The sequence below is a fragment of the Streptomyces sp. NPDC051940 genome (assembly GCF_040680895.1).
GTDB lineage: Bacteria > Actinomycetota > Actinomycetes > Streptomycetales > Streptomycetaceae > Streptomyces.
Genome location: NZ_JBFAXR010000152.1, coordinates 1 through 18,505, shown reverse-complemented (window position 1 = coordinate 18,505; position 18,505 = coordinate 1). Strand labels below are relative to the sequence as shown.

General features: G+C 73.0%; 14 protein-coding genes and 1 tRNA gene. 4 read left to right on the top strand and 11 right to left on the bottom strand.

Annotation, left to right across the window (positions count from 1 at the left end):
- The coding region (locus AB0M28_RS35455; protein ID WP_365414063.1) for a S8 family serine peptidase at nt 1-3,435 on the top strand (3,435 nt) is incomplete at its 5' end.
- 64 nt (nt 3,436-3,499) lie between these two features.
- Here AB0M28_RS35455 and AB0M28_RS35450 read toward each other — a convergent pair.
- Genes AB0M28_RS35450 through ettA form a run of 3 tightly spaced genes read right to left on the bottom strand, consistent with a single transcriptional unit; the run spans nt 3,500 to nt 6,246 of the window.
- The gene (locus AB0M28_RS35450; protein ID WP_365414061.1) at nt 3,500-4,144 is read right to left on the bottom strand and encodes a hypothetical protein; all 645 of its coding nucleotides are present in this window, start codon (nt 4,142-4,144) and stop codon (nt 3,500-3,502) included.
- Nucleotides 4,141-4,578, bottom strand: coding sequence for a thioesterase family protein (locus tag AB0M28_RS35445; protein WP_365414059.1), 438 nt, complete (start codon nt 4,576-4,578; stop codon nt 4,141-4,143). The genes AB0M28_RS35450 and AB0M28_RS35445 overlap by 4 nt, the downstream gene beginning before the upstream one ends.
- 3 nt (nt 4,579-4,581) lie before the next feature.
- On the bottom strand, nt 4,582-6,246 hold the full coding sequence (ettA, locus tag AB0M28_RS35440; RefSeq protein WP_365414057.1) for an energy-dependent translational throttle protein EttA: 1,665 nt from the start codon (nt 6,244-6,246) through the stop codon (nt 4,582-4,584).
- A gap of 175 nt (nt 6,247-6,421) precedes the next feature.
- Here ettA and trxA point away from each other — a divergent pair, with 175 nt between their 5' ends.
- Nucleotides 6,422-6,832 carry a thioredoxin gene (trxA, locus tag AB0M28_RS35435; protein ID WP_365414055.1) on the top strand — a complete coding sequence of 137 codons (411 nt, stop codon included), beginning with the start codon at nt 6,422-6,424 and terminating at the stop codon, nt 6,830-6,832.
- Between the two features lie 453 nt (nt 6,833-7,285).
- Here trxA and AB0M28_RS35430 read toward each other — a convergent pair whose 3' ends face one another.
- The 8 genes from AB0M28_RS35430 to AB0M28_RS35395 all read right to left on the bottom strand — a co-directional run bounded on the left by AB0M28_RS35430 (nt 7,286) and on the right by AB0M28_RS35395 (nt 17,125).
- Entirely contained in the window at nt 7,286-7,558 is a 273-nt protein-coding gene (locus AB0M28_RS35430) for a metal-sensitive transcriptional regulator (RefSeq protein ID WP_365414053.1), read from the bottom strand.
- A 71-nt stretch (nt 7,559-7,629) separates the two neighbouring features.
- Nucleotides 7,630-8,469 carry a sulfite exporter TauE/SafE family protein gene (locus AB0M28_RS35425; RefSeq protein WP_365414051.1) on the bottom strand — a complete coding sequence of 280 codons (840 nt, stop codon included), beginning with the start codon at nt 8,467-8,469 and terminating at the stop codon, nt 7,630-7,632.
- On the bottom strand, nt 8,466-9,056 hold the full coding sequence (locus tag AB0M28_RS35420; RefSeq protein ID WP_365414050.1) for a rhodanese-like domain-containing protein: 591 nt from the start codon (nt 9,054-9,056) through the stop codon (nt 8,466-8,468). Before AB0M28_RS35420 ends, AB0M28_RS35425 begins: the two co-directional genes overlap by 4 nt.
- A 35-nt stretch (nt 9,057-9,091) precedes the next feature.
- Entirely contained in the window at nt 9,092-10,471 is a 1,380-nt protein-coding gene (locus AB0M28_RS35415) for a rhodanese-like domain-containing protein (protein ID WP_365414048.1), read from the bottom strand.
- A gap of 589 nt (nt 10,472-11,060) precedes the next feature.
- Nucleotides 11,061-12,452, bottom strand: coding sequence for a Cys-Gln thioester bond-forming surface protein (locus AB0M28_RS35410; RefSeq protein ID WP_365414046.1), 1,392 nt, complete (start codon nt 12,450-12,452; stop codon nt 11,061-11,063).
- A gap of 293 nt (nt 12,453-12,745) precedes the next feature.
- A complete protein-coding gene (ssb, locus tag AB0M28_RS35405) occupies nt 12,746-13,183 on the bottom strand; it encodes a single-stranded DNA-binding protein (protein ID WP_365414044.1) in 438 nt (145 codons plus the stop codon).
- 208 nt (nt 13,184-13,391) lie between these two features.
- Entirely contained in the window at nt 13,392-15,509 is a 2,118-nt protein-coding gene (locus AB0M28_RS35400) for a GTPase (protein WP_365414042.1), read from the bottom strand.
- On the bottom strand, nt 15,509-17,125 hold the full coding sequence (locus AB0M28_RS35395) for a dynamin family protein (protein WP_365414040.1): 1,617 nt from the start codon (nt 17,123-17,125) through the stop codon (nt 15,509-15,511). The genes AB0M28_RS35400 and AB0M28_RS35395 overlap by 1 nt, the downstream gene beginning before the upstream one ends.
- A 395-nt stretch (nt 17,126-17,520) precedes the next feature.
- Between AB0M28_RS35395 and AB0M28_RS35390 the strand changes: the two genes are divergently transcribed.
- Both AB0M28_RS35390 and AB0M28_RS35385 read left to right on the top strand, forming a co-directional pair.
- Nucleotides 17,521-17,593 (top strand) — tRNA-Arg (locus tag AB0M28_RS35390).
- Nucleotides 17,594-17,772: 179 nt separating this feature from the next.
- On the top strand, nt 17,773-18,505 hold a 733-nt coding region (locus AB0M28_RS35385; RefSeq protein ID WP_365414038.1), incomplete at its 3' end, for a tyrosine-type recombinase/integrase.

The window sequence follows — 18,505 nt, the reverse complement described above, 5'->3', positions numbered from 1 at the left end:
CGGGAGTACGCGGCCTTCACCCGGATGCGGCTGGACGACCACGAGTACGTGATCCCGCTGGACGCGGGCGCGGCCCTCGGCGAGAGCCGTCTGGACCGGCGGCTGTTCGACATCACGGGCCTGGTGTCGATGGGTTACGACGACGCCCGCCGCTCCGACATCCCCGTGATCGCCACGGCCGGCGCCCCCGAGCTGGCGGGCGCCCGCGGCAGGCGGGAGCTGGGCGGCCTGGTCGCGCAGCGGCTCGGCAAGTCCGAGGCGGCGCGGGCGTGGGCGGACTTCACCGCCGTACGGGGCCGTTCGGCCGCCGGCGCGAAGCTGTGGCTGGACGGCAGGGTGAAGGCCTCGCTGGACGAGAGCGTGCCGCAGATCGGCGCGCCCGCGGCCTGGCGGTCCGGGTACACCGGCAAGGGCGTGAAGGTGGCGGTGCTGGACACCGGCGTGGACGCGGGCCACCCGGACCTGGCGGGCAAGGTCACCGCGGCGAAGGACTTCACCTGGGACGAGGACGGCGTCGACCGGGTGGGCCACGGCACCCACGTCGCCTCCACCATCGCCGGCTCCGGAGCGGCCTCCGGCGGCCGGTACAAGGGCGTGGCGCCGGACGCCGAGCTGGTCTCCGGCAAGGTGCTCGACGGCGGCGGCTCCGGTTACGAGAGCTGGATCATCGAGGGCATGCGGTGGGCCGCGGTCGATCAGGACGCGGACATCGTGTCGATGAGCCTCGGCTCGGACCGGCCGGCCGACGGCACCGACCCGATGGTGCAGGCCGTTCAGGAGCTCTCCGCCGGCGACGGCCCGCTGTTCGTGCTGGCGGCCGGCAACACCGGCGCGTACGACTCCATCGGCAGCCCGGCCGCCGCGCCCAGCGCGCTGACCGTCGGTTCGGTCACCAAGTCCGGGGAGATGTCGGAGTTCTCCTCCCGCGGCCCGGCCCTGACCGACGCCGGCGTGAAGCCGGAGATCACGGCGCCGGGCAGCGACATCGTGGCCGCGCGCGCCGAGGGCACGCTGGCCGCGCAGGCCGTGGGCTCGCGGTACGCCTCCCTGTCCGGTACGTCGATGGCCACCCCGCACGTCTCCGGCGCCGCGGCGCTGCTGGCACAGGCCCGTCCGGAGCTCACCGGCGCGCAGCTGAAGGCGGCGCTGGTCGGCACCGCGCAGGACGTCGACGGCGCCGGGGTGTACGACCAGGGCGCGGGCCAGGTCCGCGTCGACCGCGCGCTGCGCACCGCGCTGAGCGCCTCGCCCGTCGCGGTGTCGGCGAAGCTGAGCTGGCCGTACGGCGACCGGCGGATCACCCGCACGGTGACGTACCGCAACACCGGCGACACCGCCCGGGAGCTGGCACTGAAGGTGAACGGCGCGGAGTCCGTGTCGGTCTCCCCGCGGTCCCTGACCGTCCCGGCGGGCGGCACCGCCTCCGCCACGGTCACCGTCGACCCGGCCGCGGTCACCCCGGGCCGGCACGGCGCATGGCTGACGGCGACCGGCGAGGACCAGCCCACCCTGCGCACCCCCGTCGGCGTCACGGCGGAGGCCCCGTCGTACACCCTGACCATCGACCCGGGCGCGGTGCGGCCGGGCGTCGACCGGGCCTCGACGACGGTCCTGGTGCAGAACGAGCGCACCGGCGCCATGGACTACGTGGTCCTGTCCACGAAGGCCAAGTCGCTGCGGCTGCCCGCCGGCGACTACCGGCTGATCGGCCATGTCTACGAGTACGACCTGGAGGGCTCCGTCGAACTGGGCCGCAACTCCGTCGTCTTCGCTGAACGCCTCACCCTCGACGGCGACCGCTCGTACACCGCGGACGTCAGCGGGGCCCAGCCCGTCACGCTCGGCGTGGACGACCCGGACGCCCGGCCCACCGAACGCGGCTCCGTGGCGGGCCTGCTGTCCCGCACGCCCGGCGGCGACCAGGGACTCGTCTCGCCGCTGTACACCGGGCGCTTCGCCACGTACGCGGTGCCCAGCGAGGGCATCCCGGGCCTGACGTACTTCGCGGCGGGGAGCTGGCAGCTGCCGTACGTACTGGCCACCGTCACCGGCGAGGACGCCGAGGACATCCCGGTCGGCATCATGCACTGGAAGCGCTTCGACTGGGACGTCACCGCCGAGGTGGTGGACGCGGGCGACGGCACCGGACTGGACGCGCTGGACGTCGAGGGCCGCATCGTGTTGTTCTCGCCCGGCTACACCGTGCCGTCGGCCGAACGGGCCGCCCGGTACGCGGCGCTCAAGGCGAAGAACCCCGCGGTGATCCTCTCCGCGAACGCCTGGCCGGCCATCACCCCCGGCGACCCGGTGCTGCGCACCGACGAACCCGGTCCGACGCTGCTGCGCCGGCGCCTGGCGGAGGGTCCGGTCACGCTGCGGATCAAGGGGCAGCGCAACCCCGACGCGGTGTACAACACCTTCCACTCCGTCACCGGGAAGGTCCCCGGCGCCACGCACTGGGTGGACAGCCGCGCGGACCTCGCCCCCGTGGAGCACGACCTGCGCACGACGGGCTACCCGAACGACCCCAAGGGCCTGTACGCGTGGGAGGAGCTGGACGGCCTGACGGTCAACCAGCACCTGGCCACGATCCGCGCCCCCGAGCGGGTCAGGGCGTACTACATCCCGGGCGTCCCGTGGCGCACCGCGACCTTCGAGTACGCCCTGGACGAGGGGGCGCTCGGCACGCAGTACGGTCAGGCACGGGTCTACCGGGCCGGTGAGACGGCGCGCGACCACTGGCTGTCCGCCCCGTTCAACCCGTCGCTGCAGCAGGACGATCCGGCCGCGGTGCGCGACGGCGACCGGCTGCGCGTGGACGTCACCCAGCTGTCGGACGCGGCGGGGCACGCCACCGACCGGATGCCGAGGCTCGACGACGGCGAGACCGTGCTCCGGGCGGACGACGGCACGCTGCTGGACCGGGTGGACTACCCCGGCAGGGCGTCCTTCGACGTACCGTCCGACAGCCGCTGGTACCGGCTGACGGCGACCACGAGCCGGGACGTCTACGACTGGGCGCTCGGCACCCGGGTCAGCGACGAGTGGCGCTTCCGCTCCGGCCACGCGGGCGGCGAACAGGCGCTGCCGCTCATCGACGTCCGCTACGACCTGCCGCTGAACGGCCTCAACCAGGCGCCGGTGGGCGAGGAGTTCACCTTCGCCCTGGCCCTGGACCACCAGCACGGAGCAACCGGGACGTCCTTCACCCGGGCCGGGGTGGAGTACTCGACGGACGGCGGCACGACGTGGCGTACGGCGCCGGTCCGCCGCACGCAGGACGCGACCTGGCAGGTCACGGTCCCGCCCCTGGAGCAGGGCTTCGTCTCGCTGCGGGTCACGGCCCAGGACCTGACGGGCGGCGCGCTCACGGAGACGGTCACCAAGGCGTACCGGGTGGGCTGCCCGGACGACTGGTGCGCGTATCTGCCGTAGCGCGTGGGGCCCGCCCTTCCGGGGGCGGGGAGCGTGGGGCCCGCCCTTCCGGGGGCGGGCCCTGTCAGACCGGGCTGACGCTCAGCCCCGGCAGCCCGCCCGTCCGGCGGACCGCGACCGAGCCGTACGGCGTGCGCAGGCGCAGCCAGGGGCCCGACGTGAGCAGGGTCGCCTCCGCGTCCGGGGAGAGGAGGCCGAAGACGTGGGCGGCGTGGGCGGCGCGGAGCGGGAGGGGGGTGTCGCCGAGGGTACGGCCCCAGATGTCGGCGCCGATCCGGTCGAGTTCCGACCGCGTGCGCTTGTCCTCGGGCAGGATCTCGACCCGCGACTTGAACTCGGCGACCGCGGCGCCGACCGCACCGCGCAGGTCCGCGGCCGGCGGCAGCCCCGGGTGCGGGATCCAGCCGCTGCGCGGCGGGAGCAGGCCCGCCCAGGCGGAGCCGGTGACGGCGGCCGGGACGGTGGCCCCGGCGGCGTCGAAGGACTCCAGCAACTCGCCCGCCGAGACCGTCACGTCCAGCTCGGCGGCCTCGGCCAGCCGGGCCGTACGGACGACGATCACGTCCAGCGCGGGCGCCCGCCCGAAGACGGCGAGCGCCTCGCTGGAGGCCTGCAGGCGTACGGCGGCGGCGCGGTCGTAACGCAGCAGCCGCTGGAGGAAGGCGGCGAGTCCCGCCGCCTCCCCCTCACGGGCGAAGACGAGTCTCACGCGGCGCTCTCATCGGACTCGGTGTACTTGCCCAGGAACTCGCGCTCCAGGGCGGTGAGCCGGCGCGGCCGGCCGGCCGCGAAGTCGAACGGCACGATGACGGTCGAGGCCCGGACGTAGACGATGTCGTCGTCCTTCACCTCGTAGGCGATCGTCGCCGACGCGGCCCTGATCTCCGTCACCCACAGATCGATGTCGACCGGCTCGTGCCGGTGTATCAGCTGCCGCTTGTAGTCGATCTCGTGCCGGGCGACGACCGACCCGCCCTTGAAGGACGCGGTGTCTCCCGACGCGGTCTCTCCCTGCGGCGCCAGGCGGAACATGAAGTCGATCCGCGCCTCCTCCAGATAGCGGAGGAAGACCACGTTGTTGACGTGCCCGAAAGCGTCCATGTCCGCCCAGCGCAGCGGGCAGCGGTAGGTATGCCGAGCCAAGGGTCAGCCCCGGGTCAGCTTCTTGTACGTCGCGCGGTGCGGGCGCGCGGCGTCCGGACCGAGCCGCTCGATCTTGTTCTTCTCGTACGACTCGAAGTTGCCCTCGAACCAGAACCACTTCGAGTCGCCCTCGTACGCGAGGATGTGCGTCGCGACGCGGTCCAGGAACCAGCGGTCGTGGGAGACGACCACCGCGGCGCCCGGGAAGTCGAGCAGCGCGTTCTCCAGGCTGGAGAGCGTCTCGACGTCGAGGTCGTTCGTCGGCTCGTCGAGGAGCAGCAGGTTGCCGCCCTGCTTCAGGGTGAGCGCGAGGTTCAGCCGGTTGCGCTCACCGCCGGAGAGGATGCCGGCCGGCTTCTGCTGGTCCGGGCCCTTGAAGCCGAAGGCGGACACGTACGCCCGGGACGGCATCTCGACGTGGCCGACGTTGATGTAGTCCAGCTCGTCGGAGACGACGGCCCACAGCGTCTTCTTCGGGTCGATGTTGGCCCGGGACTGGTCGACGTAGGAGATCTTGACGGTCTCGCCGACCTTGATCGCGCCGGAGTCCGGCTGCTCCAGGCCCTGGATCATCTTGAAGAGCGTGGTCTTGCCGGCGCCGTTCGGGCCGATCACGCCGACGATGCCGTTACGGGGCAGGGTGAACGACAGATCGTCGATCAGCAGCTTGTCGCCGAAGCCCTTGGAGAGGTTCTGCACCTCGACGACGACGCTGCCCAGCCGCGGACCCGGCGGGATCTGGATCTCCTCGAAGTCCAGCTTCCGCATCTTGTCGGCCTCGGCCGCCATCTCCTCGTACCGCTGCAGACGCGCCTTGGACTTCGCCTGGCGGCCCTTGGCGTTGGAGCGGACCCACTCCAGCTCTTCCTTCAGGCGCTTCTGGCGCTTGGCGTCCTTCTGGCCCTCGACCTTCAGGCGCGCGGCCTTGGTCTCGAGGTACTTGGAGTAGTTGCCCTCGTAGCCGTGCAGCCGGCCGCGGTCGACCTCGCAGATCCAGCCGGCGACGTTGTCGAGGAAATACCGGTCGTGGGTGACGGCGACGATGGTGCCCGGGTACTGGGCGAGGTGCTGCTCCAGCCACTGGACGGACTCGGCATCCAGGTGGTTGGTGGGCTCGTCGAGGAGGAGCAGGTCGGGCGCCTCGAGGAGGAGCTTGCAGAGCGCGACGCGGCGCTTCTCGCCACCGGAGAGGTTGGTGACGGCCCAGTCGCCGGGCGGGCAGCCGAGGGCGTCCATGGCCTGCTCGAGCTGGGCGTCGAGGTCCCAGGCGTTGGCGTGGTCCAGGTCCTCCTGGAGCTTGCCCATCTCGTCGAGCAGCGCGTCGGAGTAGTCGGTGGCCATCTGCTCGGCGATCTCGTTGAAGCGGTCGAGCTTCGCCTTGGTCTCGCGGACACCGTCCTGGACGTTCTCCAGCACGGTCTTGGACTCGTCGAGCGGCGGCTCCTGCAGCAGGATGCCGACGGTGTAGCCGGGCGACAGGAAGGCGTCACCGTTGGAGGGCTGCTCCAGCCCCGCCATGATCTTCAGCACCGTGGACTTACCGGCGCCGTTCGGGCCCACGACACCGATCTTCGCGCCGGGCAGGAAGTTCAGGGTGACGTCGTCGAGGATCACCTTGTCGCCGTGCGCTTTGCGCGCCTTGCGCATGGTGTAAATGAACTCAGCCAAGAGAAACCATCCGGCAGTGTGGATCGAGTGATGGGCAGATAGGTCCATCTTGCCCGACGCGGGTCGCCGGACGAAAACGAGTAGGCCCCGGGACGGGTGGGTAGTGGCACCGTCACGCTCGGTGGGCGGCCGGGCGGAATATCCGACGGGGGCGGGACGCTATACCCGCCGGGGTATGAAGACCGAGAGAGGACGGAGCCGCATGGCATCGATCACGCTGACCAAGGACAACTTCGACGAGGTCGTGTCGAGCGCCGACACCGTCTTCATCGACTTCTGGGCCGCCTGGTGCGGGCCCTGCCGCGCGTTCGCGCCGGTCTTCGAGAAGGCCGCGGAGAAGCACGGCGACATCGTCTTCGCGAAGGTCGACACGGAGGCGGAGCAGGAGCTCGCCGCGGCCTTCGAGATCACGTCCATCCCGACCCTGATGGCGGTCCGGGACAACGTGGTCCTCTACGCCCAGCCGGGCGCGCTCCCGCCGGCGGCCTTCGAGGAACTGATCGGCAAGGTCCGCGAGGTCGACATGGACGAGGTCAAGCGCCAGGTGGCGGAACAGCAGGGCCAGCAGGCCGGAGAAAAGGCCTGAGACTCCGCCCCGACAGACACCACCCGCGTGGGCGGGCCGGACACTCCGGCCCGCCCACGACCGCTTCACACCGGGACGACGCGGCATCAGGGCGCAGGACCATATCCAGCCCGGCCGGCGCTTGAGGCCGAGGCGCGCAGCGCCGAAACCCCGGCCACCAGGCACCAGGGCTCAGGACCCAAACCCAGCCCGGCCGGCGATTGAGGCCGAGCGCCGCCAGGCGCGACCACGGCCACCAGGCATCAGGGCGCAGGACCACATCCAGCCCGGCCGGCGTTTGAGGCCGAGGCGCGCAGCGCCGAAACTCCCGCCACCAGGCACCAGGGCTCAGGACCCAAACCCAGCCCGGCCGGCGCTTGAGGCCGAGCGCCGAAGGCGCGACTGCGGGCGCAGCCCGCAACGGGGGCCCGGGGGCGAAGCCCCCGCAGCGCGACGCGCCCAGCGGCCCGCCCCTCACGCCAACGTGAGGAACATCTTCTCGAGCTCTTCCTCACTCATCGGCGGCGCTTCACCACCATCCGCCTCGGCCACGAGGCACTGCCGCATCCCACTGGCCAGAATCTTGAACCCCGCCCGATCCAACGCCCGCGACACCGCCGCCAACTGCGTCACAACATCCTTGCAGTCCCGCCCGGCCTCGATCATCGAGATGACACCGGCCAACTGCCCCTGCGCCCGGCGCAGCCGGTTGAGCACAGCAGCCGACGCTTCCTCTTCCACCTTCACCGGGTGCCTCCTCCGCATGACCGACTCAGGGATCCCATATTACCCCAGGGGGTATACAAAGCCGCCTGCCCTCACCCCACCCGCCGGCACGTGAGCCGACAGGCCACCCCCATCACAGCCGCCCCGAGCGCCGCCCACAACGGCGGCCCCGCGAACAGCCCGTGCAGCACCGCCGCAGGCAACTGCAGCAGCAGGACGAGCCCCCCGACGCCCAGCACCAGCAGGCCGAAGGCCCGCCGAGCCGTATCGGGCGCCAGCCTCCCCGCATACCGGCTGCCGAGAAGACTGCCGGCCACGGCGACACCGGCGACCAGGATCGCGAGCCCCCAGTCCAGCCGTACGGCCGAGAGCTGCCCCGCGAGGGCCGCCGTCGAGCTGAACGTGATCACCAGCAGCGAGGTCCCCACGGCCTGGGCCATCGGCAGCCCGCCGAGCAGCACCAGCGCGGGCACGAACAGGAAGCCGCCGCCCGCCCCGACGAACCCGGAGGCCAGCCCGACCCCCGCGCCGTACAGCACCAGCCGCCGCACGTCCGCCCCGGCACCCGGCGCACCCTCGCCCCGACCCCGGATCATGGCCACCGCGGCGGCAAGCGTCATCACGGCGAACGCGACCAGCAGCACCGTCTCCGACACGAACCCGGCCAACCGCCCGCCCGCGTACGCCCCCGCCATCGCGCTCACACCGAACAGCACCCCCGTACGCCCGCGCACACACCCGGCGCGCGCATGCCGTACCACCGCCACCGCGCTGGTGACGGCCACGACGAAGAGCGAGGTGGCGATCGCCTCCTGGGCGTCGAGTCCGCCCAGATACATGAGCGCCGGCACCGCGAGGACGGACCCGCCGCCGCCCATCAGCCCCAGGCTGACACCGATGAGCAGCGCGGCGGCGAGGAGCAGCGCGGTCACGGACGGGAGGCGCCGTCACCCAGCGCGGCGACGATGTCCTCGACGCGGGCGCGCGGACCGCGGTTGTACGGGAGCTTGGACAGCAGCATCCCCATCGCGCAGGTGTTGCTGAGCGCGGCGAACGTGAGCCCCGCGCCCACCGCCGTACCGATCAGGTGCAGCCCGGGGACCGCCAGCCCGGCGAGCCCGGTGACCAGCACGATCGAACCGGCGACCAGCCGCACCTGCCGTTCCAGCTCCCACCGCTGCCGCCCGCGGCGGACCGGCGCCCCGGCGGCCTCCCAGGCGACGATGCCGCCCTGGAGGACCCGCAGGTTCGGCAGCCCGGCCTCGGCGAGGGCACGCTCGGCCTGCCCGGCGCGGGCGCCGGAGCGGCAGATGAGGACGACGTCCTCGTCGAGGTGCCGCCGCAGCTCGGCGCGGTGCTCGCGCAGGGTGTCGAGGGGCACGTTGTACGAGCCGGGGATGTGCGCGGTCTCGAACTCGGCCGGCGTGCGCACGTCCAGCAGCCGGGGGCCGGCATCGTCGGCGGACAGCTCGCGCAGCGCGGCGACGTCGAGGGTGGCGGGGGCGTGGGGGGTCGTCATGCGGGTTCCTTCGGGGGTTCGGTGGGTGTGCGGTATCACGCGGCGGCGTACAGCGCCTGCCATGCGCCGTAACCGCCGAGCAGATCGGAGACGTCGGGATGGCCCGCGTACCGGAGCAGGCTGGCGGCGATGGAGGAGCGGTGGCCGCCCGCGCAGTGCAGGACGACCGGACGCTCGCGGGGGATCTCGGCCAGGCGCGCCGGCAGCTCCGGCAGCGGAATGTGCAGCGAACCGGCGATCGCGCCGCCCGCCCGCTCCCCGGCCTCCCGGACGTCGATGACGACCGGCGGCTCCCCGCCGTCGAGCGCGCCGCGCAGGCGCGCGGCGGTGACCCGGCTCGCGCGGGCCGTCTCGTGCGGGTGCGCCGCGAACACCGCCTCGGCGTCCGGCAGATGACCCGCCGTACCGTCGAAGCCGACGCGGGCCAGCCGCGTGGCGACCTCGGCGGCCCGGCCCTCGGGGGCCACGACCAGCACCTCCTGGCCGGGGCGCAGGACGGTCCCCGCCTGCTCGGCGAAGCGGCCGTCCAGCGGTACGTTGAGCGCCGCGCGCAGATGCCCGGCGGCGAACTCCTGCGGGTCGCGGGCGTCCACGACGACGGCCCCGGCCGCGCGGCGGGCCAGGAAGTCCTCCGCGGCCAGCGCCGCGGGTGCCGCTCCCTCGTCGTACAGGGCGTGGTGGCGGCGGTTGAGCTCGGCGTCGTAGCCGAAGTAGCCGGGAGCGGCGGACTGGTCGGCGGTGACCAGGGCGACGAAGTCGTCCTCGGACATGGGCGCGCAGGCGTAGTTCGTACGCCGCTGCTCGCCGATGGTGGACTGCCGCTCGGTGGACAGGTTCTTCCCGCAGGCCGAACCGGCCCCGTGACCGGGAAAGACGCGCACCTCGTCGGGCAGCCCCATGAGGGTGTGCTGCACGCTGCGGTGGAGCATCCGGCCGAGCTCGTCGGCGGTGACTCCCACGGAGGCGAGCAGATCGGGCCGGCCGACGTCGCCGATGAAGAGGGCGTCACCGGTGAGCACGCCGTACGGAACGTCGTCGCCCGTGTGCACGAGCACGCTGATCGACTCCGGGGTGTGACCGGGGGTCTCGAGGATCTCCAGGGTGACGCTGCCGAGGCTGATGCGCTCCCCGTGTGCGAGGCGGCGGATGGGGTACTCGGTCTCGGCTCGCCGTCCGTACCCGATCCAGGCGTCGGTGCGGGCGGCGAGTTCGAGATGCCCGGCGAGGAAGTCGGCGTGGAAGTGGGTGTTGATCACACCCTCGATGACGAATCCGCCGGCCTCCGCGTCGGCCAGGTACTCCGAGACGTCCCGCCGCGGGTCGACCACGACGGCGCGCCCGGTGGACCGGTCGGCGATCAGGTAGGAGGCCTGGGAGAGGCAGTCCAGGTAGTACTGGGCGAAGTGGAGGTTCATCGAAATACCCCCTAGGGTATATGGGAGTGCATGAAGAGACCCTCCCGGACCGGAGGCGCATCCGATGCGTCCACTCATACCCAGGGGGGTATCTGACCACCACCGTAGGGGGATCGCGAAGAAAACGCAAATGCCCCCGGGGGTATCCGGACGTGCTGGTCACGACACCTGCGAGAACCCACGCGACCGGCACCGATCCAGCCCGTCCGGCGTCTGAGGACGAGCGCCGCAGGCGCGACGCGGGCGCAGGCGCGACGCAGGCGCAGGCGCAGGCGCGACGCGGGCGCAGGCGCGACGCGGGCGCAGGCGCGACGCAGGCGCAGCCCGCAAAGGGGCCCGGGGGGCGAAGCCCCCGCAGCGCAACGCGACCGTTCGACGCCCACGCCCCCCGCGCACACCGCAACGGCCCGCGCCCGGCAAACGCGCGGGGGCCGAGAGGCAACACCCCCCGACCCCCTGCGCAAGGAGCCGGATCCCCGCCAGGACCCGGCCCCTCACGGTCTGCCGACGCCCTCCCCCGGGCCCAGCGGGCTCAAGGGAAGGCGCCACGGTCACACCCGGCGGTCACCCGCCGGACGAAACGCCGCGATCACGCGCCCGCGGACCTCCGCCGGACGAGGAACACCGTCGCCCCGCCGGCGACGACGAGCGCCACCGCGACCCCCGCGATCCACGGCGTGGCACTGCTGCCACCCGTGTTCGCGAGGTCACCGTCGGAGCCGCCGGCCGAGGCCGGCGAGGGCTCGCCGGACGGCGTGGGCGTGGACGGCGTGGTCTCGCAGTCCAGAACGCCCTCGAAGACCTTCTCGAAGCCGTTCGGCCCGGTGATCGTGATCTTGTACGCCTGGTCCTCCTCGACCGGCACGGTCACCGTCCGGGACTCACCCGGCAGCACCTCGTACTTCTCACCCGCCAGCTCGAACGGGAACGACTCGTCACCCTCGTTCGTGGCCGTCACGTCGACCCCGCCTTCGGCGCAGTTCTTCTGCGCGCTGACCGCCGGGATCGGCCCCTTCTTCGCCCACGTGGCCGCGGCCTGGGCCGTCACCGTGGACGGCTCGGAGCCGGCCAGGATCTGCACCTGGCTCTTGGCGAACTCGCCGATGCCCGTGAACGCCCGCCCCACCGGCACCGTGGTGGTCGCCTGCGCGGTCAGCGCCGCCGACCCGTCGGGCGTCCCGGCCGGAACGTCGAGGTACACCTCCGCACCGTCGGTGACGCTGGTCACCGGGCTGCCGTCCTTGCCGACGGCCTTGACGCCGGCGGCCTCACCCTCGGCGGAGACGGAGACCGTCGCGCTCTCGGCGTCGGTGTGCACCGTGACCGGCCCGAGCTTCTCGCCGGACTTGCCGGAGACCGCCGCGGGGTCCAGCCGCAGGGACGCCTTGGGCTCCTCCGTGCTCTGCGCGCTGTCGTAGAGGTAGTCGGCGAGCTTCTCCGCGGCCGGGTCCTTGGCCTCGATGTTCACCTTGTCCGAGTAGCGCCAGATCGCCACCTGGGTGCCGGCCGCGGCGGTCTGCTCGCTCAGCGTTCCCGCACCGGCCTTGCCCGCCAGCGCGGCGAGGTCCTTGACCTGCGGGTACGAGTTCTGCAGGATCCAGCGGATCTTGCCCGCGTCCGGGTTGTTGTGCAGCGAGGACTCCGCCCAGGGCACTTCCTGGTACTTGGCCTGACGCTGGGTCGGGTGGCCGAAGTCGATGCAGTAGGTCTGCAGCGTCGTGCCGCCGTCGACGTCCATCTCGAAGAGCCCGGCGCCGAGTTCGTCGGTGGAACCGTCGTCGTTGTGCAGCACGGCCTTGTCGGCGACCTTGAGCCCGCCGAGGGTGGCCGTGGCCCCGCCCGCGGTGGCGGGCGGAGAGTCCTGGGCCGCGACGGGCCCGGCGGTGGCTATCGCGCCGGCGCCGATCAGGCCCGCGGCGAGCAGCGCCGCGGTGAGTCGGACGGGCCGCAGGGCATGGCGCGGCCCACGTACAGAGTTCATTTACTTATTCCCCTCCCGGCGGGTTGGTCCGTGGGGGATCCCGCCAGCGAATGGTTCACGGTTGGTCAGCCGTGGCGATCACGGTTGGTCAGCCGTGACGATCCGGGAATCCTAGGGAAGGGCCCGTCCCATGGATCCCAATTGCCCCGGCTGTTCGGTCGATCCGAACGGAATCGTTACACCGCGCCACTCGGATAACGGGCGTAACCGGCCGAACGGAACCCCCGCCCCGCGCCCCGCACTTACCCCGCCGCCCGCGCCCAGCCCCTTACCCGGCCGCCCGCACCCCGCCGCTACCCGGCCGCCCCGCTCAGCGCCGGCTCGCCGCTGCGCTCGGCGTCCTCACGCGCCGCTTCGTCCGGGGACTTCCCCCGCGCCGCCCGGTGGAACGCCGAGGTCCCCCGGGCCAGATCGTGTCCGATCGCGGACGCGTCGATCTGGGTGTCGGCGTACTGCTTCCCCTCGTGCTCCCAGTCCCGGACGCGCAGCCTCCCCTGCAGGATCACCGGGTCACCGACCGAGAGCGACGAGGCGACGTGCTCCGCGAGCGCGCGGTACGCCCACACCGTGTAGAAGCTCGTCTGCCCGTCCACCCAGGTGTTGGCCGCCTGGTCGAACCGCCGTTCCGTCGACGCCAGCCGGAACCTGACCGCCGGCGTGCCGTTCTGCGAGATACGGAAGTCGGGCGCGGTCGCCACGTTCCCCACCACCGTCACCACTGTGTTGTACATCTGCGGGCTCCTCCCCCGTAGTCGGCGTTGCGCGTCCCATGTTTCCGCGCCGCGCGGCCGTCCTCGACCCCCTGTGGAGGACGGCCCCGCTGTGCACAACTCGCTCACCCGCAGGGGTGAAACCCGGTCGGATCAGACCCGCGCCTGAAAGCCACGCCGCGCCCGAGGGCTCAGACCCGAGCCTCAAAGCCACGCCGCACCCGAGGGTTCAGACCCGCGCCACCCCGCCCGCAGCCACCGCGTACTGCTCCCGCACCTCCTTGTACCGCAGCAGCTCCGCCGCGACCGGCTCCAGCACCCGCGCCCGCCCGCACCCGGCCGCCGCCTCGCGCAGGCGCCGCTCGGTGTCCTGCCCGTACCGACGGGCCGGCCCCCGCGCCGCGAGTTTGCACACGATCGCCGTGAGCGGCCCGCTCCCCGTACACACGAGGGCGAAGCCGAGCAGCATCTGCCAGGAGACATGGGCGACTCCGACCGCGGCGCACACCAGCCACAGCAGGCACAGCATCTGCAGCATGAACAGCGCGTTCTGCACCGCCCCCACCACCGACCACCACCGCGGCCGCTCCAGCGCGTGCCCGGCCCCGACCGTCCCGGCCGCGCCCTCCAGCTCCTCCGCCAGACCGTCCGTCCCCCGCGCCGCGGCCTCGTGCACCGCCTGCGCCCAGGGGTTGGGAAGGCCCGCGGCCGCGGTCCTGGCAAGGGACCGTACGGCCTGCTCGACGACGGGCCGCGACGCGGCGACGGCCGCCGCGCCCCGCTCCTCGACGCCCTTGCCCGCAACGCTCCCCGCCCGGCGCGCCTTCGCCTTCCTGGCGGCCTTGGCGCGCGCCACCGCCTTCGCCTTGCGGGCGGCGTCCTTCCTGGCCGCCTTGTCCTTACGACGCGCAGCCCCGCGGTCCGCGGATTCGTCCGCCGCATCGTCCCCGGTTTCGCCCGCCGCACCACCCCCGGGTTCGCTCACCGCATCGCCCCCGGGCCCGCCGCCGGCATCGCCCTCGAGTCCGCCCGTACCGCCGTCCTCCCGCAGCCCCGCCACAACCCCCGCCAGCCGCGCCCCCACCAGCGCCGCCCCCGGATCGGCCCCGGCCACCACGGCCTCCGCCTGCCGCATCTGGTACCAGCCCCACAGCTGCCCCCAGCACGACCCGTACGCCCGCTCGGCCTCCTGCTGCCACCGCCGCTCCGACGCGACCCCGGCGGCGCGCGCGCCCACGGCCTCGGCGAGCCGGTCCTCGAACTCCTCCCGCGCGGGCCCGCTCAGCCCCGCCGGGCCCTCCGACATGTACACGGGTTCCAGCCGGGCCACCGCCCCGTCCAGATCGGCGGCCAGCCGCCGCTCGGCCGCGCTGCGCTCCCCGACCAGGGTGACCAGCTCCGACCGCAGCTCCTCGATCCCCTCGCCGGTCTGGGAGGACACCGCGAGCACGATCGCACCGGGTTCGCCGTGCTCGCCGAGGGCGAGGCCGTCCTCGTCGAGCAGCCGCCGCAGATCGTCGAGAACCTGGTCGCACGCCTCTCCGGGCAGCCGGTCGGCCTGGTTCAGTACGACGAAGGTGACCTCGGCGTACCGCGCGAGGGGCCGCAGATACCGCTCGTGCAGCACCGCGTCCGCGTACTTCTCCGGATCGACGACCCAGATCACCGCGTCGACCCGGCCGAGCAGCTTCTCCACCTCCGCGCGGTGCTCCTCGACGGCCGAGTCGAAGTCGGGCAGGTCGAGCAGGACGAGACCGCGCAGCCCCAGGTCGTCGCGCTGCGGACGCGGCGCGCGGGCGGGCAGCCCGAGCCGTTCCAGCAGCTGCAGCGGCGCGTCGTCGTGCGGTCCGCGCCAGGCGCAGGCGCCGGTCTCCTCCGTGGTGGGCCGGCGGGGGCCGACCTCGGCGAGGGTGCAGCCGGCGAGCGCGTTGAAGAGGGAGGACTTGCCGCTGCCGGTGGTTCCGGCGATGGCGACGACGGTGTGGTCGAGGGAGAGCCGCTGACGGGCGGCGGCCTCGTCGAGCACCCGTCCCGCCTCGGCGAGCATCCGCCCGTCCAGCCTCGTACGGGACAGCCCCACCAGCTCACGCAGGGCCTCCAGCCGGCCGCGCAACGGGCCGGACACCTGGTGCCGCCCGGTGGGCTCCCAGTCGAGGCGGTCGGCGTCCTCCGCCGCGCGCGGCCCGGGGGGCGTCGCGTCCACCTCGGCGGCGGACGTCAGTTCCAGCGGCTCCTGCCACGCCTGCGCGGCGAGCCACGGGTCGTCGTCCAGCCGGACGCCCTGCGCCATGGCGGCGTTGTCCTCGTGCTCGGCCGCGCGGCGCGCGATCAGCCCGTCGTCCCACATCACCGCTTCTCCCTCAGCTTCTCCAGTACGGACAGTGCGGCGATCAGTTCCACCTGCTGGTCCGGCGCGGCCTGCAGTGCGTCGACGGGCGCCAGCCGCCGCGTCCGCTCGTCCTCGAGTACGCGGTCGAGGTACGCGATGAGCAGGTGCCGCGCACGGTCGTAGTAGGCGCGCGCACCCTCGGCGCCCAGCAGCGCCCCGAGCGCCTGCGCCGCGGGCCGTGCGCGCTTCTCTCCGCCGAGCAGGATTACGGCCATCAGGGCGGCGGCCTCCTCGGCATCGGAGTCGGCGGCCCGCTCGCTCTCCCGTACGGCCTCGTCCGCGAGCTCCTCCAGGCACCGCCGCCAGCGCCGGGCGGCGAGCCCGATCCGCTGCAGAGGGTCCTCGGGTTCGTCGGGCCTGCGGTCGAGTCCGGCGGCGACGGCCGCCTGCTCACGCCGCAGATCGGCGGCGGCCCGCTCGTCGGCGGCGGCGACCGCGCAGTGCAGCAGGGCGGCGAGCCCGACGGCGACCGCGTCGAGGAACTCGCCGTCGTCCCCCGGCCGGCTCTCCCAGAGCGCAAGTGCGTCGCCGGAAAGGACGGCACCTTCGGCGACCTCCCTTTGCACGCGCTCGATCGCCTCGTCGTACGCGGTATCGACGCGCTGCGCGATACGGAGAGCGGCGGCCAGTTGCGCGGCGGAAGCGGACGCCAGGGCGGGCAGCCGCTTGCGCAGCGACGCGAGGGCGCCGCGGGCGGTGCGCCGGGCGGCCAGAACCCGGGCGGCGGGGTCCTGCGCCCGGTGGGCGAGCCAGTCACGCAGCTCCCGTACGGCGGAGGCGGGCAGCAGTCCGCTCGTACCGCCGGCGGACTCGGGCAGCTCCGGAATGGTGAAGCGGGGGGTGTTCCCGAGCCCGCCGCGGTGCAGGAGCGCCGCGTACTGCCGGGACAGCTCGCTCGCGACCTGGTGCGGCACCCGGTCCAGGACGGTGACCAGCGATACGTCGAGGTCCTTGGCGCTGCGCAGCAGGTTCCACGGCAGCGCGTCGGCGTACCGGGAGGCGCTGGTGACCAGCACCCACACATCGGCGGCGCAGATCAGCTCGGCGGCGATCTCCCGGTTGCCCCGGACCGCGGAGTCGATGTCGGGGGCGTCCAGCAGGGCGAGCCCGTGGGGCAGGCCGGGGTCGGTCTCGACGCGCAGACAGCGCCCGCCGCCGTCCCGGCGCTCCTCCTCCTCGGCCTCCTCCTCGCCCACGGTGGCGAAGACCCGGGTGAAGCCGGGCAGGATCCGGTCGTCCTCGAACCACTCCCGGTCCTCGGGATGGCAGACCAGCACCGGCAGCCGGGTCGTGGGCCGCAGCACGCCGGCCTCGCTGACGCGCCGCCCGACCAGGGAGTTGACGAGCGTGGACTTGCCGGCGCCGGTGGATCCGCCGACCACGGCGAGCAGGGGGGCGTCAGGGCTCTGCAGCCGGGGCACCAGATAGTCGTCGAGCTGCGCCAGTAGCTCAGCCTGCCCGCGTCCGGCCCTCGCCGCCCCCGCAAGGGGCAGCGGGAACCGCGCGGCGGCGACGCGCTCCCGCAGCTCGGTGAGAGCGCTCAGCATTTCCGGCCGTACCTCCAAGGACACCACATGCGCAGAATGCCCAATTTTGGTGAATTTTGGAAGGATATGACGCGTGCGCGCGCCAAGCGCCCCACGGATGCGCGAGCCCGCGGCGACCCGACCCCGCCCCACCCGCACATATCACCGACGGATCACCCCGCCCCCGCCCCGCACCCCACCGGGCCCCGCCGCATCCCGGCCCCCGGATCGCCCACCGGTAACGACTGCACAACACAGCAGTAGCGGCGGGAGAAAAGCGATGCGCGGATCAGGCCCACCTGCGATTATCAGGACGCTTCACCGAACCTCCACAGGCGCCCCCAGCGGTGAAGCGTTGTACGGTCGAGCTCACAGGACCTTTATCCTTGTCCCGGCAAGGTCCCGGATCCACAGAGCCCGGCCGCACCACATGCCACACACCGGCCCGCGTAGCTCAGTGGATAGAGCAGGCGCCTTCTAAGCGCTTGGCCGCAGGTTCGAGTCCTGCCGCGGGCGCAAACACCACTTGACCAGCCACAATCGCCCCGGTCGCCGGATTGGCCCGTAAGCGTAGCGGTCACACACCAAGCGCTCTTCCCCTCGATAGCGTGGATTCGCACCCCAACCGCGAGACAGGACACCCCGCAGGATGTCACTGTCTGTGTACGCGAACACGAACACGCTCGGGAGGCCCCATGCCCACAGCCGCTCTCGACGACCCGACGCCGTACGACCTCGCGCCCCTCGCCACCTCATGGGTGCGCTCCCTCTCGGCCCGCAACTGCTCCCCGAACACAATCCGGATCTACCGCCGCGCGGTCGAGGGCTTCCGAGACTTCCTCCTCGCCTACTCCCCCGAGCACGAGGACGGCCGCCCGGCGCCGGCCGAGCTGGAGGGCGAGCGCGGTATCCACCGCGAGCACGTCGAGGCGCACATCATCGGCATCCGTGACCGGACGTCCGCGGGGAACGCGCACCAGCACTTCCGCAGCCTGAAGACGTTCTTCCGGTGGCTCGTCGAGGAGGAGGAGATGCTCCGCTCCCCCATGCGCACGATGAAGCCGCCGGAGACCGGAGAGGTCATCGTGCCCGTGATCCCGGACGACGCACTGAAGAAGCTGTTCGACACGTGCAAGGGCCGGACGTTCCAGGACCGCCGCGACAAGGCCCTGCTGATGATGTTCCTCGACACCGGGGGGCGCCTGTCGGAGGTGACCGAGCGGACGCAGGACAAACTCGACCTCGGCATCAACGTGCTGTACGTCATCGGCAAGGGCGACAAGGAGAGGCCCCTGCCGTTCGGCCGCGCGACGGCGCTGTGCCTCGACCGCTACCTGCGGGCCCTGCCGAAGCACCTCGCCCGGCCCGTCGTCGGCGACGATCCTCTGTGGTTCAGCGTCAAGGGCCGCAGGGCGCTGACGATCTGGG